Source organism: Rhodoferax sp. SPJ21 (assembly GCF_058216335.1).
Window position 1 is genome coordinate 522,168 of record NZ_JBYZMO010000002.1, and the last position, 22,338, is coordinate 544,505.

Here is a 22,338-nt window from a genome sequence, read left to right on the forward strand (position 1 = left end):
GGGCTCAGGCCGTGAGGCGTTGCAGCGCTTCCTGGTACTTGGCGGCGGTCTTGGCGATGACCTCTTGCGGCACGCGGGGTGCTGGCGGGGTCTTGTTCCAGGGCTTGCCGTCGATCTGCACCTGCTCCAGCCAGTCGCGCACGAACTGCTTGTCGTAGCTGGGCGGGTTGCTGCCTTCTACATAGCCTTCGACGGGCCAGAAACGCGAGGAGTCGGGCGTCAGCACCTCGTCCATCAACACCAGCGTGCCGTCGGTGTCCAGGCCAAACTCAAACTTGGTGTCGGCAATGATCACGCCCTTGGCCAGAGCAATCTCAGCAGCGGCGCTATAGATCTGGATGCTCAGGTCGCGGATGCGGGTGGCCAGGTCCAGGCCGATCATTTCCACGGTCTTGTCGAAGGTGATGTTCTCGTCATGGTCGCCCACCGCGGCCTTGGCAGCCGGCGTGTAGATGGGTACGGGCAGCTTGGAGGCGTTTTGCAGGCCGGCGGGCAGCACGACGCCGCAGACAGCGCTGTTCTCCTGGTATTCCTTCCAGCCGCTGCCGGCCAGGTAGCCGCGCACCACGGCTTCGACCGGAATGGGTTTGAGGCGCTTGACCAGCATGGAGCGGCCCGTGACCTGGGCGATTTCGTCGGGCTGGACCACGCTCTCGGGGGCGTCACCGGTCAGATGGTTGGGGCATATGTGGCCCAACCGTTCGAACCAGAACAATGCCATTTGCGTCAGCAAAATGCCTTTTCCCGGGATGGGCTCGCCCATGATCACGTCAAAAGCGCTCAGGCGGTCACTGGCCACCATCAGGATGCGGTCCGTGCCCACGGCGTAGTTATCGCGCACTTTGCCGCGCGCCAGCAGGGGCAGACTATGGATGGAAGATGTGTGGACTGTGGTCATCGGGGCATTCTCAAAAGGAAATAAGGCGGGCCAACCCTGGAGTGTAAAACTCTGCGGACGGTGTGCCCCATCGGGGCCTATCCGCGCTGGAACTTGAACACTGCCGTGCCGGCGAACGCGTTCGGCCAGACGCGCACTTCGCGGCCTTCCTGCAGGCCAAAGGCGTCCAGGATGTGCAGGTCGTTCTTCTCGGCCAGCGCCTCGAAGTCCTTGAAGGTGCCAACACGGATATTCGGCGTGTCGTACCACTGGTAGGGCAGGCGCTTGGTCACTGGCATGTGGCCGCGCAGAATGCTCATGCGGTTCGGCCAGTGCGCAAAGTTGGGGAAGGCCAGCACGCCCATGCGGCCCACACGGGCCGTCTCACGCAGCATGACCTCGGCATTGCGCAGATGCTGGAGGGTGTCGATCTGTAGCACCACGTCGAACGAGGCGTCGTCGAACATGGCCAGCCCCTCGTCCAGGTTCAGCTGGATCACGTTCACACCGCGCTGTACGCAGGTCAACAGCTTGGCGTCGTCGATTTCAATGCCGTAGCCACTGCAGCCACGGGTGGCCTGCAGATGCGCCAGCAGGGCGCCGTCGCCGCAGCCCAGGTCGAGCACGCGGGAACCCTGGGGCACCAGGCGGGCGATGGATTCCATCATGGTGTGCGCGCTCATACAGTCAACTCCTGTGCAACGCGGTCAAAGTAGGCCCGTACTGTCGCCATATAGCGGGCATCGTCGAGCAAAAAGGCATCGTGACCGTGCGGCGCATCGATCTCGGCATAGCTGACGGTGCGGCGGTTGTCCAGCAGGGCCTTGACCATTTCGCGGCTGCGCTGGGGCGAAAAGCGCCAGTCGGTGGTGAAGCTGACCAGCAGGAACTTGGCCTGCACCCGGGCGAAAGCAGCAGTCAGGCTGCCGCCGAAATGCCGCGCCGGGTCAAAGTAGTCCAGCGCACGGGTGATCAGCAGGTAGGTGTTGGCGTCAAAGTATTCGCTGAACTTGTCGCCCTGGTATCGCAGATAGCTTTCGATCTGGAATTCCGCGTCCTGCGTGCTGTAGCGGTAACCCTCATCAATCAGCTGACGGCCAAACTTGGTGTTCATCACGTCGTCGCTGAGGTAGGTGATGTGGCCGATCATGCGGGCGATGCGCAGTCCGCGCTGCGGCACCACGCCGTGCTGGTAGAAGTGGCCGCCGTGGAAGTCGGGGTCGGTGACGATGGCGCGGCGCGCCACTTCGTTGAAGGCGATGTTCTCTGCCGTCAGATTGGGGGCACTGGCAATCACCACCGCATGCCGCACCCGCTCTGGATACTGTAGCGTCCAGCCCAGAGCCTGCATGCCGCCCAGGCTGCCGCCCATGACGGCGGCCAGGGTCTGGATGCCCAGTTGGTCCAGCAGCCGGGCCTGGGCGTTGACCCAATCTTCCACCGTGACCACCGGGAAGTCGGCGCCGTACACCTGGCCGCTGTCCGGGTTCACATGCATAGGCCCGGTGGAGCCGAAGCAGGAGCCCAGGTTGTTCACGCCGATGACGAAAAAGCGATCGGTGTCCAGCGGCTTGCCCGGGCCCACCATGTTGTCCCACCACCCGGCCGACTTGGGCTGGTTGGCGTACACGCCGGCCACGTGATGCGAAGCGTTCAGCGCGTGGCAGACCAGCACGGCGTTCGACTTGTCGGCGTTCAACGTGCCATAGGTTTCAAAAGCCAGATCGTAGGCACGGATGGACCCACCACCCTGCAAGCGCAGGTTGTCTGGAAAATGTGCGGACTGAGGTGTAGCGATCAAGCGCGCTCCCATACGGAAAGATACGGAAATAAAAAAACCCGGCAACGCTAAAAACGAGGCCGGGCTGGTACAGGAGCGGTCCGTCTTTAGCTGTATTTATAAAGCGCCCGCAAGCTGGAGCAAATTGGCGCTGGGTGGAAGTATAGCAACCGGGGCTGCTACCGGACAAGCTGCAGGAATTACTGCGGCTTGGTATCCACAAAGCTCTGGCGCTGCACCAGCTTATCTTGCAGCTTCGCCAGGTTGGGGTGGTTGGCGCGCCAGTTAAGGTCTGGAAAACGGAAATCCAGCCAGCCCAGGGCACAGCCCACGGCGATGTCCGACAGGCTGAAATGGATGCCGCTGCAGAACGCCTTGTCACCCAGGCCGCGCGACATGGCTTTCAGCCCTGACTCCACCTTGGCCATTTGGCGATCTATCCAGGCCTGGCTACGCTGCCCGTCCGAGCGCTCCACCCAGGTGGACTCCATACGGGCCAGCACGCCGGCATCGCAGACGCCGTCGGCCAGGGCCTCCCAGGTCTTGACCTCTACACGTTCGCGACTTTGCGCGGGAATCAATTTGCCCACAGGTGACAGCGTGTCCAGGTATTCCACGATGACGCGCGAGTCAAAAATGGCTTCGCCGGCTTCCATCACCAGACAGGGCACCTTGCCCAGGGGGTTGGACTCCCCCACCTGGCTACCGGCAGTCCAGACGTCGTCCAGCACAAACTGGTAATCAAGTTTTTTTTCAGCCATCACCACGCGCACTTTGCGTACGTAGGGGCTGCTGAGAGATCCAATAAGTTTCATGGGCAATAGAACAGAGACATGGCCTGGAACAGGCGGCTTGGTTGAGGCCCATTCTATCGATTCACCCCCGCGCAACAGCGGTCTGGCGACCGGGCGTGGCGTGGCACCTACAATTCGCTTATGACTTTATCCACCATTTCGGCTCTGTCGCCACTGGATGGCCGCTACGCCGCCAAACTCGCCGCCCTGCGCCCTTTAATGAGCGAACTGGGCTATATGCAACGCCGCGTCCAGGTCGAAGTGGCCTGGTTTATCGCCCTGAGCGATGCTGGGTTTGCCGAATTCAAGCCGCTAACCCCCGGTGCACGCACCTACTTGCTGAATCTGGTGAAGAACTTCAGCGAGACCGATGGCAAGGCCATCAAAGAGATCGAAAAGACCACCAACCACGACGTCAAGGCGGTGGAATACTGGATCAAGTCCAAGTTCGAAGCCCGGCCCGAGCTGGAACACGCCAGCGAGTTCGTGCACTTTGCCTGCACCAGCGAAGACATCAACAACACCAGCCACGCACTGCAGCTCAAGGGCGCGCGCAGCCAGGTGCTGCTGCCCGGCCTGGACGCGCTGATCGCCAAGCTGCGCGAAATGGCCCACGCCTTTGCCGCCGTGCCCATGCTCAGCCGCACCCACGGCCAGACCGCCAGCCCCACCACCGTGGGCAAGGAAGTCGCCAACGTGCTGGTACGCCTGAGCAAGGCCCGCGAAAAAATCGCCGATGTACCGCTAATGGCCAAGATGAACGGCGCCGTAGGCAACTACAACGCGCACTTGTCCGCCTGGCCCGACTTTGACTGGGAAGCCTTCAGCCGCAAGGTCATCGAAACCCCCGAACACGGTCCCGACACCGGCATCAACCCTTGGGGTCTGGGCCTGACCTTCCAGCCCTACAGCATCCAGATCGAGCCGCACGACTACATGGCCGAGCTGTTCGACGCCATCGCCCGCGCCAACACCATCCTGATCGACTGGTCGCGCGACGTGTGGAGCTATGTGAGCCTGGGTTACTTCAAGCAGCGCCTGAAGGCTGGCGAAATCGGCTCCAGCACCATGCCGCACAAAGTCAACCCGATCGACTTCGAAAACGCCGAAGGCAACCTGGGCCTGGCCAATGCCATGCTGCGCCACCTGAGCGAAAAGCTGCCCATCAGCCGCATGCAGCGCGACCTGACCGACTCCACCGTGCTGCGCAATATGGGCGTGGCCGTGGGCTATGCCGCGCTGGCCTACCAATCGCTGATGACCGGCCTGAACAAGCTGGAACTCAACGAAGAAGCCCTGGCCGTGGACCTGGATACGTCCTGGGAAGTGCTGGCCGAGCCGATTCAGACGGTGATGCGCCGCTTTGGCGTGCAAGGCGCCTACGAAAAGCTCAAGGAAGTCACCCGTGGCAAGACCGTGACCGCCGAGGCGCTGCACGGCCTGATCGCCTCGCTGGAGATCCCCGAAGCCGAAAAGCAACGCCTGCTGGCCATGACACCAGGCTCGTACATCGGCATCGCCGCCGATCTGGCACGCAGGGCTTAGCACACCCCCAGGCTACACACTTCGTGTTTCCGCCAACCCCCTTGCAGGGGGCGAACCCAGTGGCCCGGCGGAGCCGGTTCCACGGGTTCCTGGCCTCGGTGCCATGGTGCCCAGCGTTGGGTGGTGGGTAGTTACAGCTTTTAATGAAATAGGTTGCCAGCGCACATGCTATCTGCGCTAGCAGCTACAAAAAAAATAGTAATCAGCATGGCTCTCAAGTCCACGATCTTTAAAGCCAATCTGCAGATTGCCGACATTGACCACAACTACTACGCCGACCACGCGCTGACCCTGGCGCGCCACCCCAGCGAGACCGATGAACGCATGATGGTGCGCCTGGTGGCGCTGGCGCTGAACGCCTACCAGCTCAACAGCGTGTGCAAGGGTGACGGCGTGCTGGCCTTTGGTGCGGGACTCAGCAACCCGGACGACCCGGATGTCAGCCTGCGCGATTTCACCGGCCAGACGCGGCTGTGGATTGAAGTGGGCCAACCCGAGGACAAGCCCTTGATCAAGGCCTGCGGCAAGTCCGACCAGGTGCTGCTGTACCCGTTCAGCTCCTCGGCGGACATCTGGTGGCGCGGCATGGAATCCAAGCTGTCGCGTCCGCAGAACCTGCAGGTCTGGCGCGTGCCCACCGAAGCCTCTCAAGCCCTGGCCAGCCTGGCGGAACGCAGCATGCAGCTGCAAGCCACGGTACAAGAAGGTGCGCTGACATTGAGCAGCAACCTGGGCAGCGTCGATGTGGAATGCGTCCGCTGGAAGTAACGGCCTTTTAAGCCGCTAGCGCATATAGAACCTGCGCTAGCAGCTATTTAATCAATAGCAGGAATGCGCCCTTCGGCGGCGCGCTCGGCGTAGCGGTTGAAGCGCCAGGAATCACCTTCCAGGGTGATGCGGCGCCAGGTGACACGCTTATCGGCCGGGCCCATGGCGGGCCAAAGCTGGACCTCTTCAAACGTGCGGCCACAGCCCTTGCACAGGGCGTCGCCCTGGAAGGTGGAGCAGATGGCGATGCAAGGCGTATCGGGCGTGGTCTCGTACCAGCCCAACCAGGCGTCATAGGCCTTGGACGGCATCGAGGCTTCGTCTGCCTCGTCCTCGTGGTGGTACACCATCAGCGCATACACCTCGGCCAACGCGCGCAGTTCGGCGCACAGGGTCACGCCGTCGGGTGACGGCTTGCGGGCCCGCCAATAATTGATGGCGGCTTCGATGTCAGTGATGTGGATTCCGGCCATGGGGAATGGGGGCTGCAGCTGTTGCGGGGAGTCGCAACGTAAGGGGGGTGGATCATAGCCCCGATTTCTTGCCCTTATATCCTCGCGCGATACTCAAGAAATACATCTGCGGCTTACACCTTTGCTGTGATCTAATTGGGGGCTGAAGGGGAGTAGCTCCCGCCCATGGCGCAATGCCTGGGTATCCACCCGTCGTCAACACGTTGCCCTTGCGGCATCCGGCGCGTGGGGCATGGTCCCAGGACCTGTGCCGAGCAAGACCTTCGAGACCCACCGGCAATGGCGGGGATCGAAGCGTGCTTGGCGGCTATTCACTCCGTCCACACCTGATCTTCCGTTTGCGCTGACCCAACGTGATAGTTACGGCAATGGAGTGTTTTTATGGAATTTTTATCAGCCCCTTGGTGGTCCGCCCTGCTGGCCATCATCCTGATTGACCTGGTGCTTGCGGGGGACAACGCCATCGTGATCGCGCTGGCCGCACGCAGTCTGCCCCAACATCTGCAAAAAAAGGCGATTCTCTGGGGCACGGTTGGCGCCATCATCGTGCGTTCGGCCATGACCATCGGCGTAGTCTGGCTGCTGAAGATCCCTGGCCTGATGCTGGTCGGCGGCCTGGGCCTGCTGTGGATTGCCTACAAGCTGCTGGCCGACCAAGGTGACGATGGCGGCCACGACGGCCCGGCTGTCACCACCTTCTGGGGTGCGATGAAAACCATCCTCGTTGCCGATGCGCTGATGGGCATTGACAACGTGCTGGGCGTAGCCGGCGCCGCGCATGGTGCGTTCGACCTGGTGATCATCGGCCTGCTGGTCAGCGTGCCTATCGTGGTGCTGGGCAGTACGGTAGTGCTGAAGCTGGTGGAACGCTTCCCCGTCATCATCCAGCTGGGTGCTGCCGTGCTGGCCTTCACGGCGGCCAAGATGATTGTGGGAGAGTCCCTGCTGGCATCGGTGTTCGGCCCGGCCGCGCCCTGGAGCACCGCAGCGCACTGGGGCCTGTACGCCATTGCCATCGCTGGCGTGCTGGCCACCGGCACCTGGAGCGCCCGGCGTAAAGCCCAGCCGGCGACTTAAAGCCGACGCGCCAATCGGCGTATCCTTGGGCCCATGAAACTTCTACTCAAATGGCTGCTGAGCGCAGTCGCCTTGCTTCTGGTGGCCCATTTGTACAGCGGCGTACAAGTGCAAAGCTTCACGGCCGCGCTGATCGCCTCGCTGGTGATCGGCCTGCTGAACACGGTGCTGCGCCCGGTGCTGGTGGTGTTGACCCTGCCGGTCACCATCCTTACGCTGGGGCTGTTCCTGTTCGTGGTGAACGCGCTGATGTTCTGGTCGGCCTCCGGCCTGCTGGTGGGCTTCCACGTGACAGGCTTCACAGCGGCCTTGATCGGCTCGCTGCTGTACTCGGCGCTGGGTATCGTGATCGACGCCGCAATCTCCTAAGCTTCCAAACCACCCCGCCGCGCAGGCTTATTTTTCCTGCGCCAACTCTTTCAGGTGCGCCTGGACTTGGCGGGTGCGGGTGTCAATGATGGACGCCTCGATGTCATCCACCGGCCCGCTGCCCGGCGGCGGACGGCGCACCATGTCCTGCGCCGCACGGAAGCGGTCCAGCGCGCCGTTGTAGTCCAGCCGGGCCACCTGCATCTCGGCTTCGGCACGGACGGCGCGCAGGGTCTGTCCCTGGGCGTTGTAGGCCGACGCCAACAACTGCCAGGCCGTGCCATCGCGCGGATGCAAAGCCACCCAGGGCTGCAGCCGGGCAATGGCCTCGGGCGCCTGGCCCATGCGGGTGCGCACTTGGGAGCCCAGCAGCAGTTCGGGTCGGCCCGGTGCCTGCAGGTCCAGCAAGGCCGCCGTGGCCGCTGCATCACCCGCATTCCATTCGATTTCAGCTGCCAGCAAGCGCGCCAGGCGCGCAGCGGCGGGCTCGGGTGCCACCAGGGCCTGCAGCCTTACCGCCAGGCTGCGTGCCTGCACAAAGTCGCGCTGGCGCAGGGCCGCCAAAGTGCCCGCATACAGCACGGCAGCGGCGCGGGTGTCCATGGCCGGGCCGGTGGGGCGCAGCATCTTCGCTTCGCCGACCCAGGCGCGCAGCAAATCCACGCCAGGGCTGCCCAGCACCCGGGCGCGGGCGGCCATCATGGAATGGACGGCGCTGGGCGGGCGCGGTGCCGGGCGGGCATCCAGAGCCTGGCGCGACTGCATGTCGGCGATGCGCTCGGTGGTCAGCGGGTGGGTGCGCAAATAGGGAAAAGAGCCGTTGTCGCTCAGGCGCGAGGCCTGCTGCAGCTTCTCGAACATGCTGACAAAGCCCAGCGGGTCGAAACCTGCCTGGGTCATCACGCCGTAGCCTATGCGGTCGGCCTCGCGCTCCATGTCGCGCGAGAAGTTCAGCTGGTTCTGCACCGCAGCCGCCTGCCCGCCGACGATGACGGCATTGGCTGCGTCCGGGCTTTTGCTGGCCGCCAGAGCGCCCAGAATCATCGCACCGATCAACCAGGGCGTGGTGCGCCCCTGGGATTCCATCATGCGGGAGATATGCCGCTGGGTGACATGGCTGAGCTCATGCCCCAGCACCGATGCCAGCTCGTCCGGGCTGGTGACAACACCCACCAGGCCCAGGTGCAGGCCCAGGTAGCCGCCGGGCAGGGCAAAGGCGTTGATGGTGCGGTCGGCACCCATCAAGATTTCCCAGGCGTAGCGCTGGTCCATCTCGTCGGTCAGCTCGCCGCGCTGGCGGGCCGCGTCCAGCAGGGGTTGCCAGATGCTTTGCACGTATTCGACCAGCACCGGGTCGTCGATGTAGTCGGGGTCGCGGTACAGCTCGCGGGCGATGCGCTCGCCCAGGCGCCGCTCGGCACTGGTGCTCATGCTGCTGCCGTCGCCCAGGCTGGGCAATTGGGAGCCCCCAACGCCCTGCGCCTGGGCCGCAGCAGGCCATGCCAGCATCATATGAGACGCTATCAAAAGATGAGCTACTGGCGCACGTAATACCTGCGCCAGCGACCTATTTTGTCTGTATATTTTCAAAATGAATCCAGCGGCAGAAAGGCCACCACCTCGGCGGTACGGGCATCGACAAATACAGTCCAGAAACTTTTGCGCCCCACCAACTGCAGGTAGAGCGTGCTCTGCTCAGTATGCCCGGCGGCGGCCAGCACCTGGTCGATGGCGGCGGCCTGGTCGGGAAAGCGCGCCTTGAGCTCCGCAGTCGGTTTGCCAAATTTCAGCACGCCCGCCTGGCCGGCCGCATAACTTTGCCAAAGGTCGGGCCGTGCCGCCTCGTCCACTCCGCTCATGGCGGCCAGGGTGACATCGATTTTCTCGTTGTTGTCCTTGAAGGGGCGCACCGACAGCAGGCTGGGCCCGTCCAGCGGCAAGGCACGGATGCCAGGGGGCGTTTTGTCCAGCAGCACCCCAGGCACATCCACCGCATGTACCACCTGGAAGCGGCTGATATCAAACACCAGGTGCACCGGCCGCGCCAGGTACACCGTCCACAGGCCATAGCCCAGGCCTGCCAGCTGGAACAGGGCGATAACGGCCAAGTCCCGCCGCAGCACGCGCCAGGGTTTGCTGCGTGTGAAGATGGCAAATGTCAGCAACGGGCCCAGCACCACGTCCACTGCCACCACCAACATGAACAGCTCACGCCCGCCAGAGATCTCGCGGTACGGGTAGGGGTACCACACACCCAGCACCAGCAAGCCCGCCAGCAACGCGACGCATAAGCAAAGAGCCAGATGGATGGCTGAAGCCCTGAAACGATCTTTCCAATAAAGCATGGCCGTATGATCCGCGAAATGAGTGAACACTTTGTAAATCGTAGCGGAGGCCGGGCATGCCTTCTTTGACACATTTTGATGCGCACGGCCAGGCCCATATGGTCGATGTGGCTGCCAAGGCCCATACCCACCGCACAGCCGTGGCCAACGGGCGTATCGCCATGCAGCCCGCCACGCTGGCGCTGATCGAGGGCGGCAACGCCAAAAAGGGCGATGTGCTGGGCATCGCCCGCATCGCCGGCATCCAGGCCGCCAAGAAGACCAGTGACCTGGTGCCCCTATGCCATCCGCTGGCGCTGACCCGGGTGGCCGTGGACTTTGTGTGCCATGCCCAGCCACCATCCGTTGAATGCCGTGCCACCGTGGAAACCGTGGGGCCTACTGGTGTGGAAATGGAGGCGCTGTGCGCAGTCCAGGTCGCGCTGCTGACCATCTACGACATGTGCAAGGCGGTAGACCGCGGTATGGTGATCGAGGGCGTACGGGTCCTGCAAAAGGATGGCGGCAAGTCTGGCAGCTACCGGGCGGATGCGCCCACCGCCCAGGATTGAATGGCGGGGCCTGGCTCTGCTATTCTGGCCTATCGCTGAACCGAGGGAGTCGCAATGTGGCACGTCGACCGGAAACAGCTTGCCGCCAGATTGGTCGAGATCTTCGACCCCGGCAATCCCCTATCTTCACAAGGCGATGCCGCACGCCTGCAGGCCGTCCACGAGGCGATTGACCAAGCCGCAGCCCACGCTATAGACAGCGAAACCCGGCAGGTGACGATTCTGCTGTCCGACCTGCGTGGCTTCACCGCCATGGCGGAAGCCTGCAGCGCCATGGACATGGTGACCGCGCTGAACCGCTACCTGGAACGCATGACCCACATCATCCTGCGCCACGGCGGCAGCATAGACAAATTCATGGGCGACGGCATCATGGTGCTGTTCGGCGCGCCCAAGGCGCTGGACAATCCCATCGAAGCAGCGCTGGCCTGCGCCATCGAGATGCAATTGGCGATGGACGATATCAACGCACAGAACCAGCACCTGTGCATGAGCCCGCTGTACATGGGCATTGGCATCAACACCGGCGACGTGGTGGTGGGCCACCTGGGATCAAAGCTGTACACCGAATACACCGTCATCGGCGACCAGGTCAACCTCGCGTCCCGGGTCGAATCACACAGCCTGCGCGGGCAAATCCTGCTCAGCGAAAGCACCTATCAGCTGGCCAAGGACTACATCGACGTCGGCGAGATCAACGAGGTGCAAGTCAAAGGCAAAAAAGGCAGCGTGCGCATGGTCGAGCTGCTGGCCCTGCGCGGCAGCCACCCGCTAACCACACCACGGCGCGAAGTGCGGGCTAGCCCACGGGTCGAGGTGGACATGCCCCTGGCCTTCCAGGTGCTGGACGGCAAGTCCGTCATGCCCCGGCAGCACGCGGGCCGCATCGTGGACCTGGGCTATGGCGGGATGTTTGTCCTTAGCCCGGTGCCCCTGCTGCCGTTCGACGATATCAAGATGGCGCTGTCGCTATCGCTGCTCAGCGGCGAGCTGACCGATATCTACGCCAAGGTACTGCGCGTAACCGAGGTGCAGGGCGCCTACAAATGCCCGGTGGAGTTCACGTCCATCGACAGCAAGGCGCAGCAGGCCATCAAAGAGTTTGTGGACGGCATTGTGGAGCTCAACACCGACTAGCCTGGGCCCAGCGCTAGAGCGGCGACGGCGCCCGGTGTGTAACCACCCATTCGGCGTAGCCCTCCGGGAAAGCCGCCTGGTAGCGCGCCAGATGGAAGACCGCATCCCGGTCCCGCCCCAGCAGCAAGGCGGCGTCTATCACCCGCTCTATGACGCGCCGCTCGGGCGAAAAGTGCAGCATCTCCAAGGCCATGCGGTACTGCTCTGGCGCGTTGGCCAAAGTCAGCGGAGTGATCGAAAGCTCGGCAAACTCTACTTGGTCGTGAAACATCCAGCTCGCATGCAGCTTGTCCAGGGTGTCCATGCGGTAGGCCGGATCACGGTCATCGGGCGACAAATAGATCTGGCTGATACGGTGGTAATCCCAGGCCACATAGCTGCATATTGCTATCAATACAGTAGCTAAAAGCGCACAGATTACCTGCGCCAGAGCCCGATTTCTTTCAAACAACGACGGGCCTCGCCAGAGCAACAGCACGCACAGGCCGGCCGCCGTTTGGAACGGCCCATACCACAGCGGGTATTCCAGAAGACTGTGCAAGCCAATCACCGCCAGTACCGACCAGGCCAGCTGGCGTGTGGCATCCGTCTCTGCCCAGGGCTTCGACCGCAGCACCCAATACAACAACAGGCCGCACGCCAGCAGCGCTGCAGGGATGCCCAGCTCCACCGCCAAGTGCAAAGGCAGGTTATGCGCGTTGTCCAGAATGTCGCAAAAGCGCGGGCCATCAAACAGAGTGATGTAGTGCGCGTAGTTCAGCCCACCCCAACCCCAGCCGCCCCAGGGGTGCTGGGCAATCAGGGTCAACACGTTGTGCCACAGCGTCAACCGGCTGGAGCACACCGCATCCCCCGCCTGCAAGCGCGCCCAAGCGCCGCTGGACCAGGGGTCCAGGCCGATCAGCACCGGCAACAGCATCAACGCCGCCACATAGGCCAGCACGTAGGCCAGCGCGATCCGCCGCAGATCGGCCCGGCGCCAGCCTCCCCACATCAGCACCAAGGCCAGCAACACCACCATCTGGAACATGCCCGTACGAGAAGACGACACCGCGTTCCCCGCCGCCAGCAATACCGCCAGCCCTAGTTGCACCCCGCGCAGCCAAGCAGCGCCCGCCACTGGCTTGGCCTGCACCACCCACCACAGCAAGGCAGTAAAAGCGATGTTGGTCAAACTGGCGTACTGGTTGCGCTGCCGCAAATTGCCAAACGCCTCGCCCAGCGGGGTGGCATTCACCCAAGGCGTCAGTTGCGCACTCAGGCCAAAGTACTGGACCAGGCCGATGGCGCTACTGAGTGCGCCTGCCAGCAGCCAAGTGCTGGCAGCAACCCGTGGCCACACATTACCGACAGGTCTGATGGCTTGCAGACCCAGCACCAAAGCCAGCACGCAGCAGGCGGTGAGCCAGGGCACTACGGCGGAAGTGGGGCCGGGGGCGAAGGGGTTGAGCCAGGGGAGAGCGAACATCGCAGTGATCGCCCAAGCTACTGCTCTCGATGTAGTCGTATCGCGCATTAAAAACTGGTAATTGGTCGAAAGAAATCTCAGCGCAAATGAAGATTACTTGGCGCTAAGCTTCTTGGCTCAAACTTCGGCCACTGTACGGCGGCCATAGCCGGCTGCGTCTTGGCCTGGTTATCCCAAATACGCCGTAAGTCCTGGTCGAAGCCATCTGGCTGAACCCGCTGCATTTTTTGAATCCATGCGCTGGCCTCTTCTGGCCGGTGACGGAACGCCAAGGCTTTGGCTACGTTGAACAAATTGGACGGCGTGGGCGACATGTAGCTCACCTTGCGAACGTACTCCAGCTCTTCTTCACTGATACTCGGCTCCACCACAAACCGTGCGTATCGAATAATTTCACGCATGTCATCCAGGATCAACACGTCGGGGGGAGTACCCGGCTGCGATCGTCCTATGCGCGCTGCGTCCAGCTTGAGCGTTCGCATGCCGGCATCCACATTGAAATAGTCACGCACAATGATGCACAAAAGCATCACCGCACCCAGCCACAATCCCAGCAGAACCCATTTACTGCTGGTCCACACCACACGGTGTTGCAGTCGCTGATTCAGCATCCCCATGACTAAACCAGTTGGCAATAAGAAATATGCGTGGTGCAAAGGCAATTCGACCATAGCGTGCAACCCTATAGCCACCAAAAATAACATCAACACCGCATCTTCCAGGCAACTGACCCGAAACACGCTGCGTACAAACCAAACCACGAGGGACAGAGAGACCAAGGCGCCAATAGGAATGCCGCACCACAGCATCAAGTCTAAAAACAGGTTGTGCGAATGCATGAAAAAAGATGCCAGGCTTGCGTGGTCCTGGGCCACAGCCATTTGCGCAACAACCAACTGATTCCACCCATACCCCCACCAGGGTTGGTGCCGAATGGCGTCCAAAAACAAGGCATAGGCATCCAGTCGCAGCTGTGTGGACTCCCCCCCCAGCGTGGCAGGGCGAATCTGAATACCCAACCCAATCCAATCACTTAAGATGTGCAAAGAAAAATAGCAGGTCGCGAAATACAGCAGCAATCCAGTAGCAACCCAGGGTGCACGCGTCGGAAGCCAACGGCGCCATATCCAGGCGGCACATGTCAGGGTAAGTACAGCAATCGATGCAATCCGCGATTGCGTCAAGGCCACACCAAACAATAAAAAGACAGCTGCTAAGGCCGCAAACCGCCCACGGATCTTTTGCCTGGCCATACCCCAGACGCAAGCAAGCATCCCCCACAACAAGAGAGTTGCCAACAAATTGGGCTGCCCCAAATTGGCAGAGGGTCGCCCGGGAGAAAACTCCTCGGCCCATATCTGCATAACATCAGAGGAATCGCCTATCTCGAACCATTCACGCAGTTGCAGGCCCACCGATACGAAGGCCGCAATACCAATGGCACAAAACAGCCCATCTGCTGCCCGCCCAGGCGTACTCGCTTCCCAGCGTGCCCCGACTAAAAGCGCTAGCAGCAAGCCCAATACATAGGCCGCGTTGACCCAAGCCCGCCCCATGAAAAAAATAGTCCCCGTCATGTATTGAATGAAAGGGGTAACCGCTAAAAACGCAAACAAGATCGGCAGGTAATGCCATTTCAAACTACCCTGCGTTCGTACGGCCACCGCTGCAGCAGCAAGTGCCAACATGGTGGCGACCCAGGCATCCGTATGAAAAGTAGCCCAAGGATAGTAGTGATTGGGAAGCAGCCAGCCCATCGCTAACAATGGCATCCACAGGCAAAACCACAATGGAGGAAGGGGGTCTTTAGCAGTCAATGGTTTCGGGCCTACAAATTCAGTCACATGTGGGTAAGTTGGTTCACGCCATAAAAAAAGCCCCCCGAAGGAGGCTTTGGATATGCCGCGGTTTATTAACCTTGGCAGCTTGCGGGACGATACTTGTTGGAAATCGTGCCTCCGCAAACCCAGGTAACTTGATTGGTAGTTGCGTCAACCGTTCCCGTCAGGGTAATCGTAGCGCCGGTAATCTTGGCTTCACCTTGGGCGGTAGCAGTGATCACGCCAGTAGGAGTGGCGGTCGATGTGTAACCCACCGACTGCACATATTTAGAGGATTGACTAGAAATGGTGAGACTTGCCGTCGTTGGCATGCCACCATTAACTTGGGCAGCCTCGGACACGACCGTACGACCGGACGATGCAGCCAAGATCACTTCCGAAACTTTGGCGCGTACTGTGTAGTCTTGGTATGCAGGCAAAGCCACAGCAGCCAAAATACCGATGATCGCAACAACGATCATCAGTTCGATCAAGGTGAAACCTTGTTGCATAGAACGCTTCATGAATGCTCCTAGGGAAAATGTTAAGACACGATACTAAGGCAGATAACGTGCCAACTTTGCGTTGACGCCAAGTTGATTGCACGCGGAAGGCTTTCGGTGCGATTTACCGTGATTGTTCGGGCACCAACTATGCAAAGGCTTACATTTTTGCTATCCGCAGGTTGAGGATTTTGTGTCTTGCGACATTTTGGGCACATTGCCACCATTTAAACCTCAAACCCCTGCCCCGCCTGCAACCAACGGATGTCATGGGGGATGGGGCGGTCTAAAGGCTGTGTAGCCTCAAATTGCGCAATCTCGTCCATGATCAACTTGGTCTCGAACGGCTTGGTGTGGGTGATGAAAATCGGGAATTGCTGTTCGCCAATATTTTTCAACTCCTCCGCCAAGGTCGCAGGTGACAAATGCAGGCTGCGGTGGGCCAGGTCTTTTTCGCGGTTGCTGAACGCGGTTTCAATCACCAGGGCGGCTACATCCAGCTGCGCCAAACGCAGCCAAAACGCAGGGTTGCGCTCCGTGTCGCCTGTGAACACCCAGCATGGCCCATCTGCGGATACGGCGTAACCCACGGCGGGGACAGAATGCACGGCCGGCAGTGCCTCAATACGCTTGTCGCGAACGTGCACAATTTGCCCTAGGCTTATTTCGTTGAAACGGATAAATGGCTCAGCTTCTGAGGGAATCACGCTGAAGTCTGGCCATATCACGTTATTAAATATATGCGCTTTGAGCGCGGCAATGGTGTCGGCCAGCGCATAGATCTGAAACGGTCCGGTTCGCTGAGAAGCCACCGCGTCCACCATCAAGGGCAGTGCTGCAACGTGGTCCAGATGGGAATGGGTCAGGAAGATGTGGTTGATCGCGCACATTTCATCCAATGTGAGATCGCCGACCCCCGTGCCTGCATCGATCAAGACATCAGAATCAACCAAAAAGGACGTGGTTCTGCAGTCTTTGGCGATGGCACCAGAGCATCCCAGTACACGGACCTTCATGGCCAGACCCTTTGAATCATTTTGGAAATGGACCGCGCCATCCCAGGGGTGTCATCTACAGAAGCAGGCTTCTTGAAGCAGCGCGGTGCCCATGCTTCGACCAGACACCAATTTTGTCAAGGCTGCACAAACTGCATTTGTGTGCCGGCCAGTTGCAAAAGATCGCCATTTTTCAGCGCGACCGGAGTAGCCCCTATCGCATTGCCATTGAGCACGGGCTGGGTGTCACCTTCTACATGCACTACAACGTAACCATGGGGGCGACGCGTAATCGCAGCAACAGCGATTCCTGGCTTGCCCAACGTCGTCACTATTTTGGTTAAGGTTACTTCACGCCCTGCGGCTGCACCAGACAGCACGCGGATGGCGGCCGTAATGTGCGGCGCGATTTCAGCGCCCACCAGCGGCATGGATGCCGAATGGTGCGACACACGGCGCACCTGCTGGCCAACACCGCCAGCCAAAGGGCTGGGCCGAGAAGCCATGCCGCGCTCGAAACCCGAATCCATGCCGTCACCCACAAACTTGAGCTTGTATTTGCCAACTTCAATCAGATCATTGTTCTGCAAAATTTGCTTGCGGACAGCCTTACCGTTGATGTAAGTGCCATTGGTGCTATTTAAGTCCTCTAGGTGGACATCGCTACCAACCATCAGTACCACCGCATGCTCACCACTGATCGCCAGATTATCGATCACGATATCGTTATAAGGCCTACGGCCCAGCGTCGTGCGGTCTTTGGTCAACTGCACTTCTTTGATGACTACGCCGTCGATTGAAACAATCAGTTTTGGCATGGTCAGTTACCGTGTCTATTCATGGAATTGGCACCTGTGAATGGATCTAGCTTCCCAATAGCCGGGATACAAGTCCCCGCTTCTTGGTGCCGGCCACCGCTTGGACGAGCAGGACCGTAATATTATCTCGCCCGCCATGTGCATTGGCGATACTAACCAGCTGTCTGGCCTTTTGCTCAAGCGTGGCGTCGGTCTCCATGATACGTGCGATCGGCGCATCATCGACCATATCCGAGAGCCCATCCGAGCACATCAGGTACAGGTCACCTTCTTCCACCCCGTGCTCGTGCAACTCCAGCAGCACGCTGTCATCTATGCCCAGAGCGCGCGTCACCAAATTTTTATTGTTAGACGTCGCAGCCTGCTGAGGCGTAATCAAGCCTGCATCCAATTGTTCCTGCAACAGAGAATGGTCCTTGGTGATTTGCTGCAGCGCGTTGCGCCGAAACCGATAGCATCGGGAGTCGCCTATATGGCCCACCAGCACCCGGTTATCTTGGAATACCCCCACCACCAAGGTCGTACCCATGCCAGCGTAATGCTCATTCACGTTGGCTGCGGTGTACACCGCTAAATTGGCATTGTGCACGCAGGCATCTACTGCTCGGCGCAGATCCCGGGCACTCACCTGCGGCCCAGCCTCCAAGAGCCACCGCGCCAACTCGGTATGGATAAACGTGGTCGCCATGCTACTGGCGACCTCACCTGCGTTGTAGCCACCCATGCCATCCGCCAATACCGCCAACCCGCTGGGCTCGTCAAAAGCGGCAGCGTCCTCATTGTTTTCGCGCAAAAGACCGGGATGGGTCTGCGTACAGAACTCGTAAATCATCTTGTTGTCGAACTGAGCTCGTTGATTTCCAATGCAATAGGCGGCTTGCGAGCCGTTAACCGGCTAGGTCTAGTTTGCCACGACCTTGAACCTGGACGCATAAATGATCCGCCCGCCGCCACGACGCAACAGGTGCCGATACCTATTTCTGCAGTATTTTGTTACAAGTAGGCGGCAAAAAAACCCCATGCAGGGGTAGTTTTTCATGTCGCATCCTAAAAATAGAGGGCGCGCCTATCAAATTGGCGTTGAATTGCGGCGCTTTTGTAACCAGGTACCCAAAACAACAACCAACACGGCGCCGACGACACCAGCGAAATTCACGGTCTGCTCCTTGGTTTCACCAAACTGGGTCACCACCGCTGGGTCCGTCAACAACATTTCGCCCGCCAAGAACCCCAAAAGCGCAGCCCCTATCGTGATGATGATGGGGAAGCGTTCCATCACCTTCGTGAGCAAAGTGGCGCCAAACACGATCAAGGGAATGCTCACCAACAAACCCAGCACCAACAAAGGAACATTTCCATTAGCGGCTGCTGCCACTGCCAGTACGTTGTCGAGACTCATGACCAGATCGGCAATCAGAATAGTGCGAATCGCTGCCAGCAAGCCATGGATCTGCTTGCCATGCCCGCCGTCGCCTTCGCCCTCGTCCTTGAGCAGATCCACACCGATATACACCAGCAAGACCGCCCCCAGCAACTTCAGAAATGGCATGGCCAGCAGTTTGATGGCCACCACCGTCAGCACAATCCGCATCACGATGGCGGCAGCGCTGCCCCACACAATGGCTTTCTGCTGCTGCTCCGGTTTCAAGGTGCGCGCCGCCATGGCAATCACCACGGCGTTGTCTCCACTCAAGACAACATTGGCCAGCACGATCGAGCCAAAAGCGCTCCAGAAGAGCGGTGAAGTGAAATCCAGTCCAAAAAACATAGCCCGCCCTCTACAAGCACGTTAAAACAACGCCGGGCACCCTAGGTGCCCGGCATGGATTCGAAGGCTGCCTGTAGAGGCAACCTCTATTACTTCAGCAAAGCCTTCAACAGCTTGCCCATTTCAGACGGATTGCGCGTGACGGTGAAACCGCACTCTTCCATCACAGCCAGCTTGGCATCCGCAGTGTCGGCGCCACCGGAGATCAGCGCACCGGCGTGGCCCATGCGCTTGCCGGGAGGCGCGGTCACGCCAGCGATGAAGCCAACGATAGGCTTCTTCATGTTCAGCTTGCACCAGCGGGCCGCTTCAGCTTCGTCCGGACCACCGATTTCGCCGATCATGATGACCGCGTCGGTATCTGGATCTTCGTTGAAAGCCTGCATCACGTCGATGTGCTTCAGGCCGTTGATCGGGTCGCCACCGATACCGACAGCGGTGGACTGGCCCAGACCGATTTCGGTCAGTTGCGCCACAGCTTCGTAGGTCAGCGTGCCGGAACGGCTGACCACGCCAATCCGACCCTTGCGGTGGATGTGGCCGGGCATGATGCCAATCTTGATTTCGTCAGGCGTGATCAGGCCGGGGCAGTTGGGGCCCAGCAGCAGGGTCTTCTTGCCGCCAGCGGCTTCCTTGGCCTTCATGCGGTTGCGCACTTCCAGCATGTCCTTGACGGGGATGCCTTCGGTAATGCAGATCGCCAAGTCCAGATCGGCTTCAACAGCTTCCCAGATCGCAGCAGCGGCGCCGGCTGGCGGCACATAGATCACCGACACGGTAGCGCCGGTTTCCGAAGCCGCTTCCTTGACGGAGGCGTAGATTGGGATGTTGAAGATCGACTCGCCGGCCTTCTTGGGGTTCACACCCGCGACGAAAGCGTTTTTACCGTTGGCGTATTCCTGGCACTTTTCAGTGTGGAATTGGCCGGTCTTGCCGGTAATACCTTGGGTGATGACTTTGGTGTCTTTGTTGATATAGATGGACATGACGATTCCTTAGCGGGCTTTAACGGCTGCGACAACTTTTTCGGCCGCTTCAGCCATGCTGTCCGCACTGATGATGGGCAGACCGGACTCGGCCAGCATCTTCTTGCCCAGGTCTTCGTTGGTGCCCTTCATGCGCACCACCAGAGGCACGGACAGGTTCACTGCCTTGCAGGCCGTGATCACGCCGGTGGCGATGGTGTCGCACTTCATGATGCCGCCGAAGATGTTGACCATGATGGCCTCAACCTTGGGGTTCTTCAGCATGATCTTGAAGGCTTCGGTAACTTTCTCGGGGGTAGCGCCGCCGCCAACGTCCAAGAAGTTGGCCGGCTCAGCACCGTACAGCTTGATGGTGTCCATGGTGGCCATGGCCAGGCCGGCGCCGTTTACCAGGCAGCCGATGTTTCCGTCCAGGCTGATGTAGGCCAGGTCGAACTTGGAAGCTTCGACTTCAGCAGCGTCTTCTTCGTCCAGATCGCGGTAAGCGACGATTTCTGGGTGGCGGAACAGCGCGTTCGGGTCAAAGTTGAACTTGGCGTCCAACGCCATCAGATCACCCTTGGAATCGCAGTTCAGCGGGTTGATTTCCACCAGGGACGCATCGGTGTCCATGTAGCACTTGTACAGCTTGGCGAACAAGTCCACAGCCTGGTCCACCGAAGCGCCCGTCAGGCCGATAGCCGCAGCGATCTTCTTCGACTGTTCGGCCGTAATGCCGGTTTGCGGATCGATGTACTCGGTGATGATCTTCTCGGGCGTGGCGTGCGCCACTTCCTCGATGTCCATGCCACCTTCGCTCGAAGCGATAAAGGCAACCTTCTGCGTGGCGCGGTCGGTGACCAGGGACACATACAGTTCGCTCTTGATGTCGGCGCCGTCTTCGATATAGAGGCGGCGAACCTTCTGGCCTTCAGGGCCGGTCTGGTGCGTCTTGAGCTGCATGCCGAGGATTTCGCCGGCCAGCTTCTTCACGTCATCAATGGTCTTGGCGACCTTGACGCCGCCGCCCTTGCCACGTCCACCGGCGTGGATCTGTGCCTTGACAACCCACACTGGGCCGCCGAGTTTTTGGGCGGCTTCCACCGCTTCTTGCACCGTGAATGCCGGAATGCCCTTCGGCACTGGCACACCAAAATTGCGCAAGATTTCCTTGCCTTGGTATTCGTGAATCTTCATGAGGGCTCTCTCAGGAATGGATGGGTTTTTGCCCGACGGTCTTGTATAAGACTTGCGGGCTGCGTTTTGTCAGCCCGCGAATGTATCATGCTGCACCGCACAACACCTTACAGCATAGGCTCACCATGTCCAAAGTCTTCATCGATGGCGAAGCCGGTACCACCGGCCTGCAAATCCGCGAACGCCTGCAATCCATGCCGCAGATTGAGCTGGTCAGCATCGCGCCCGAGCTGCGCAAGGACCCTGCAGCCAAGCTCGCACTGATGTCCACCGTGGACCTGGTCATCCTCTGCCTGCACGACGATGCCGCCATCGAATCTGTGGCCATGATCGACAGCCTGCCCGGCAAAAAGCCCAAGATCATCGACGCCTCTACCGCACACCGTACGGCGCCGGGTTGGGTCTTCGGCTTCCCCGAACTGGTAGCCGGGCAAAAAGACGCCGTGGCGCATGCCGACCGCGTGGGCAACCCCGGCTGCTACGCCACCGGAGCCATTGCGCTGATCCGCCCGCTGGTGGATGCCGGCCTGCTGGACCCGGACGCCGCATTGGCCTTGCCTTCGGTCAGCGGCTATTCCGGCGGCGGACGCAGCATGATCGAAGCCTATGAAAAGGGCGAAGCACCGCTGTTTGAAATCTACGCACTGGGCTTGCAGCACAAGCATCTGCCGGAAATCATGCGCTACACCGGCCTGACCCGCCGGCCGATCTTTGTGCCGTCTGTGGGCAACTTCGCCCAAGGCATGCTGGTGCAACTGCCGCTGCATCTGGACCTGCTGCCCGGCAAACCCACCGGCCAAGACCTGCACAACGCCCTGGCCAAGCACTACGCCGGCAGCGAATGGGTCACCGTTGAAGCCCCCGGCGACAGCGGCAAGCTGGACGCACTGGCGCTAGTCGACACCAACAAGATGGAGCTGCGGGTGTTCGCCAACGAAACCCACCGCCACGCGGTGCTGATCGCCCGGCTCGACAACCTGGGCAAAGGTGCCAGCGGTGCCGCCGTGCAAAACCTGAAACTGATGCTGGGTCTGTAAACCAGATCACTACACTTTTTATAGCTACTAGCGCAGATATTATCTGCGCTA

23 protein-coding genes are annotated in these 22,338 nt (G+C 60.3%); 7 read left to right on the forward strand and 16 right to left on the reverse strand.

Going from position 1 to position 22,338, the window contains the following annotated elements:
* Positions 1-4 precede the first annotated feature (4 nt).
* From AC4BBN_RS10230 to AC4BBN_RS10245, 4 genes are all read right to left on the reverse strand, one after another.
* A complete protein-coding gene (locus AC4BBN_RS10230) occupies positions 5-898 on the reverse strand; it encodes a phosphoribosylaminoimidazolesuccinocarboxamide synthase (protein ID WP_490591877.1) in 894 nt (297 codons plus the stop codon).
* Between the two features lie 77 nt (positions 899-975).
* Positions 976-1,560 (reverse strand): methionine biosynthesis protein MetW, encoded by a 585-nt coding sequence (metW, locus tag AC4BBN_RS10235; protein WP_490591878.1) that lies wholly within the window; start codon positions 1,558-1,560, stop codon positions 976-978.
* A complete protein-coding gene (gene metX, locus AC4BBN_RS10240) occupies positions 1,557-2,690 on the reverse strand; it encodes a homoserine O-succinyltransferase MetX (protein ID WP_490591879.1) in 1,134 nt (377 codons plus the stop codon). Before metX ends, metW begins: the two co-directional genes overlap by 4 nt.
* A 167-nt stretch (positions 2,691-2,857) precedes the next feature.
* The gene (locus tag AC4BBN_RS10245) at positions 2,858-3,472 is read right to left on the reverse strand and encodes a glutathione S-transferase C-terminal domain-containing protein (RefSeq protein ID WP_490591880.1); all 615 of its coding nucleotides are present in this window, start codon (positions 3,470-3,472) and stop codon (positions 2,858-2,860) included.
* Positions 3,473-3,592: 120 nt separating this feature from the next.
* Here AC4BBN_RS10245 and purB point away from each other — a divergent pair, with 120 nt between their 5' ends.
* On the forward strand, positions 3,593-4,996 hold the full coding sequence (gene purB, locus AC4BBN_RS10250) for an adenylosuccinate lyase (protein WP_490591881.1): 1,404 nt from the start codon (positions 3,593-3,595) through the stop codon (positions 4,994-4,996).
* Between the two features lie 207 nt (positions 4,997-5,203).
* A complete protein-coding gene (locus tag AC4BBN_RS10255) occupies positions 5,204-5,764 on the forward strand; it encodes a YaeQ family protein (protein ID WP_490591882.1) in 561 nt (186 codons plus the stop codon).
* A 47-nt stretch (positions 5,765-5,811) separates the two neighbouring features.
* Here the strand turns inward: AC4BBN_RS10255 and AC4BBN_RS10260 are convergent, their stop codons facing one another.
* Positions 5,812-6,237: a DUF3717 domain-containing protein gene (locus AC4BBN_RS10260; RefSeq protein WP_490591883.1), complete on the reverse strand. Its 426-nt coding sequence runs from the start codon at positions 6,235-6,237 to the stop codon at positions 5,812-5,814.
* A gap of 381 nt (positions 6,238-6,618) precedes the next feature.
* Here AC4BBN_RS10260 and AC4BBN_RS10265 point away from each other — a divergent pair, with 381 nt between their 5' ends.
* Both AC4BBN_RS10265 and AC4BBN_RS10270 read left to right on the forward strand, forming a co-directional pair.
* Positions 6,619-7,314, forward strand: coding sequence for a TerC family protein (locus AC4BBN_RS10265; protein WP_490591884.1), 696 nt, complete (start codon positions 6,619-6,621; stop codon positions 7,312-7,314).
* A 33-nt stretch (positions 7,315-7,347) separates the two neighbouring features.
* Positions 7,348-7,683 (forward strand): phage holin family protein, encoded by a 336-nt coding sequence (locus AC4BBN_RS10270; RefSeq protein ID WP_490591885.1) that lies wholly within the window; start codon positions 7,348-7,350, stop codon positions 7,681-7,683.
* A 27-nt stretch (positions 7,684-7,710) separates the two neighbouring features.
* Here AC4BBN_RS10270 and AC4BBN_RS10275 read toward each other — a convergent pair whose 3' ends face one another.
* Positions 7,711-9,195: a M48 family metalloprotease gene (locus tag AC4BBN_RS10275; RefSeq protein WP_490591886.1), complete on the reverse strand. Its 1,485-nt coding sequence runs from the start codon at positions 9,193-9,195 to the stop codon at positions 7,711-7,713.
* A 74-nt stretch (positions 9,196-9,269) separates the two neighbouring features.
* A complete protein-coding gene (gene tfpZ, locus AC4BBN_RS10280; RefSeq protein ID WP_490591887.1) occupies positions 9,270-10,028 on the reverse strand; it encodes a TfpX/TfpZ family type IV pilin accessory protein in 759 nt (252 codons plus the stop codon).
* 56 nt (positions 10,029-10,084) lie between these two features.
* On the opposite strand from tfpZ, the gene moaC reads away from it, so the two are divergent.
* Together moaC and AC4BBN_RS10290 are read left to right on the forward strand one after the other, a co-directional pair.
* Positions 10,085-10,579: a cyclic pyranopterin monophosphate synthase MoaC gene (gene moaC / locus AC4BBN_RS10285; RefSeq protein WP_490591888.1), complete on the forward strand. Its 495-nt coding sequence runs from the start codon at positions 10,085-10,087 to the stop codon at positions 10,577-10,579.
* A gap of 54 nt (positions 10,580-10,633) precedes the next feature.
* Positions 10,634-11,716 (forward strand): adenylate/guanylate cyclase domain-containing protein, encoded by a 1,083-nt coding sequence (locus AC4BBN_RS10290; protein WP_490591889.1) that lies wholly within the window; start codon positions 10,634-10,636, stop codon positions 11,714-11,716.
* A gap of 13 nt (positions 11,717-11,729) precedes the next feature.
* On the opposite strand, the gene AC4BBN_RS10295 is transcribed toward AC4BBN_RS10290, so the two are convergent.
* From AC4BBN_RS10295 to sucC, 9 genes are all read right to left on the reverse strand, one after another.
* Entirely contained in the window at positions 11,730-13,184 is a 1,455-nt protein-coding gene (locus AC4BBN_RS10295) for a PglL family O-oligosaccharyltransferase (protein WP_490591890.1), read from the reverse strand.
* A 77-nt stretch (positions 13,185-13,261) separates the two neighbouring features.
* A complete protein-coding gene (locus AC4BBN_RS10300) occupies positions 13,262-15,001 on the reverse strand; it encodes a PglL family O-oligosaccharyltransferase (protein WP_490591891.1) in 1,740 nt (579 codons plus the stop codon).
* Positions 15,002-15,096: 95 nt separating this feature from the next.
* A complete protein-coding gene (locus AC4BBN_RS10305; RefSeq protein ID WP_490591892.1) occupies positions 15,097-15,528 on the reverse strand; it encodes a pilin in 432 nt (143 codons plus the stop codon).
* Positions 15,529-15,734: 206 nt separating this feature from the next.
* Positions 15,735-16,523 carry a 3',5'-cyclic-nucleotide phosphodiesterase gene (locus AC4BBN_RS10310; protein ID WP_490591893.1) on the reverse strand — a complete coding sequence of 263 codons (789 nt, stop codon included), beginning with the start codon at positions 16,521-16,523 and terminating at the stop codon, positions 15,735-15,737.
* Between the two features lie 116 nt (positions 16,524-16,639).
* Complete coding sequence (locus tag AC4BBN_RS10315) at positions 16,640-17,320, reverse strand: FHA domain-containing protein (protein WP_490591894.1); 681 nt, start codon at positions 17,318-17,320, stop codon at positions 16,640-16,642.
* A gap of 46 nt (positions 17,321-17,366) precedes the next feature.
* Complete coding sequence (locus AC4BBN_RS10320) at positions 17,367-18,152, reverse strand: Stp1/IreP family PP2C-type Ser/Thr phosphatase (RefSeq protein WP_490591895.1); 786 nt, start codon at positions 18,150-18,152, stop codon at positions 17,367-17,369.
* 237 nt (positions 18,153-18,389) lie between these two features.
* Positions 18,390-19,076: a TerC family protein gene (locus AC4BBN_RS10325; RefSeq protein WP_490592854.1), complete on the reverse strand. Its 687-nt coding sequence runs from the start codon at positions 19,074-19,076 to the stop codon at positions 18,390-18,392.
* A 101-nt stretch (positions 19,077-19,177) separates the two neighbouring features.
* Positions 19,178-20,074, reverse strand: a complete 897-nt coding sequence (sucD, locus tag AC4BBN_RS10330; protein ID WP_490591896.1) for a succinate--CoA ligase subunit alpha — start codon at positions 20,072-20,074, stop codon at positions 19,178-19,180.
* A 9-nt stretch (positions 20,075-20,083) separates the two neighbouring features.
* Positions 20,084-21,250 (reverse strand): ADP-forming succinate--CoA ligase subunit beta, encoded by a 1,167-nt coding sequence (sucC, locus tag AC4BBN_RS10335; protein ID WP_490591897.1) that lies wholly within the window; start codon positions 21,248-21,250, stop codon positions 20,084-20,086.
* Between the two features lie 125 nt (positions 21,251-21,375).
* Between sucC and argC the strand changes: the two genes are divergently transcribed.
* On the forward strand, positions 21,376-22,287 hold the full coding sequence (gene argC / locus AC4BBN_RS10340) for an N-acetyl-gamma-glutamyl-phosphate reductase (protein ID WP_490591898.1): 912 nt from the start codon (positions 21,376-21,378) through the stop codon (positions 22,285-22,287).
* Positions 22,288-22,338: the final 51 nt, after the last annotated feature.

Coding starts and splice junctions, on each gene's coding strand:
- AC4BBN_RS10230 (WP_490591877.1), bottom strand. CDS start 898: ATGACCACAGTCCACACATCTTCCATCCATAGTCTGCCCCTGCTGGCG.
- metW (WP_490591878.1), bottom strand. CDS start 1,560: ATGAGCGCGCACACCATGATGGAATCCATCGCCCGCCTGGTGCCCCAG.
- metX (WP_490591879.1), bottom strand. CDS start 2,690: ATGGGAGCGCGCTTGATCGCTACACCTCAGTCCGCACATTTTCCAGAC.
- AC4BBN_RS10245 (WP_490591880.1), bottom strand. CDS start 3,472: ATGAAACTTATTGGATCTCTCAGCAGCCCCTACGTACGCAAAGTGCGC.
- purB (WP_490591881.1), top strand. CDS start 3,593: ATGACTTTATCCACCATTTCGGCTCTGTCGCCACTGGATGGCCGCTAC.
- AC4BBN_RS10255 (WP_490591882.1), top strand. CDS start 5,204: ATGGCTCTCAAGTCCACGATCTTTAAAGCCAATCTGCAGATTGCCGAC.
- AC4BBN_RS10260 (WP_490591883.1), bottom strand. CDS start 6,237: ATGGCCGGAATCCACATCACTGACATCGAAGCCGCCATCAATTATTGG.
- AC4BBN_RS10265 (WP_490591884.1), top strand. CDS start 6,619: ATGGAATTTTTATCAGCCCCTTGGTGGTCCGCCCTGCTGGCCATCATC.
- AC4BBN_RS10270 (WP_490591885.1), top strand. CDS start 7,348: ATGAAACTTCTACTCAAATGGCTGCTGAGCGCAGTCGCCTTGCTTCTG.
- AC4BBN_RS10275 (WP_490591886.1), bottom strand. CDS start 9,195: ATGATGCTGGCATGGCCTGCTGCGGCCCAGGCGCAGGGCGTTGGGGGC.
- tfpZ (WP_490591887.1), bottom strand. CDS start 10,028: ATGCTTTATTGGAAAGATCGTTTCAGGGCTTCAGCCATCCATCTGGCT.
- moaC (WP_490591888.1), top strand. CDS start 10,085: ATGCCTTCTTTGACACATTTTGATGCGCACGGCCAGGCCCATATGGTC.
- AC4BBN_RS10290 (WP_490591889.1), top strand. CDS start 10,634: ATGTGGCACGTCGACCGGAAACAGCTTGCCGCCAGATTGGTCGAGATC.
- AC4BBN_RS10295 (WP_490591890.1), bottom strand. CDS start 13,184: ATGTTCGCTCTCCCCTGGCTCAACCCCTTCGCCCCCGGCCCCACTTCC.
- AC4BBN_RS10305 (WP_490591892.1), bottom strand. CDS start 15,528: ATGAAGCGTTCTATGCAACAAGGTTTCACCTTGATCGAACTGATGATC.
- AC4BBN_RS10310 (WP_490591893.1), bottom strand. CDS start 16,523: ATGAAGGTCCGTGTACTGGGATGCTCTGGTGCCATCGCCAAAGACTGC.
- AC4BBN_RS10315 (WP_490591894.1), bottom strand. CDS start 17,320: ATGCCAAAACTGATTGTTTCAATCGACGGCGTAGTCATCAAAGAAGTG.
- AC4BBN_RS10320 (WP_490591895.1), bottom strand. CDS start 18,152: ATGATTTACGAGTTCTGTACGCAGACCCATCCCGGTCTTTTGCGCGAA.
- sucD (WP_490591896.1), bottom strand. CDS start 20,074: ATGTCCATCTATATCAACAAAGACACCAAAGTCATCACCCAAGGTATT.
- sucC (WP_490591897.1), bottom strand. CDS start 21,250: ATGAAGATTCACGAATACCAAGGCAAGGAAATCTTGCGCAATTTTGGT.
- argC (WP_490591898.1), top strand. CDS start 21,376: ATGTCCAAAGTCTTCATCGATGGCGAAGCCGGTACCACCGGCCTGCAA.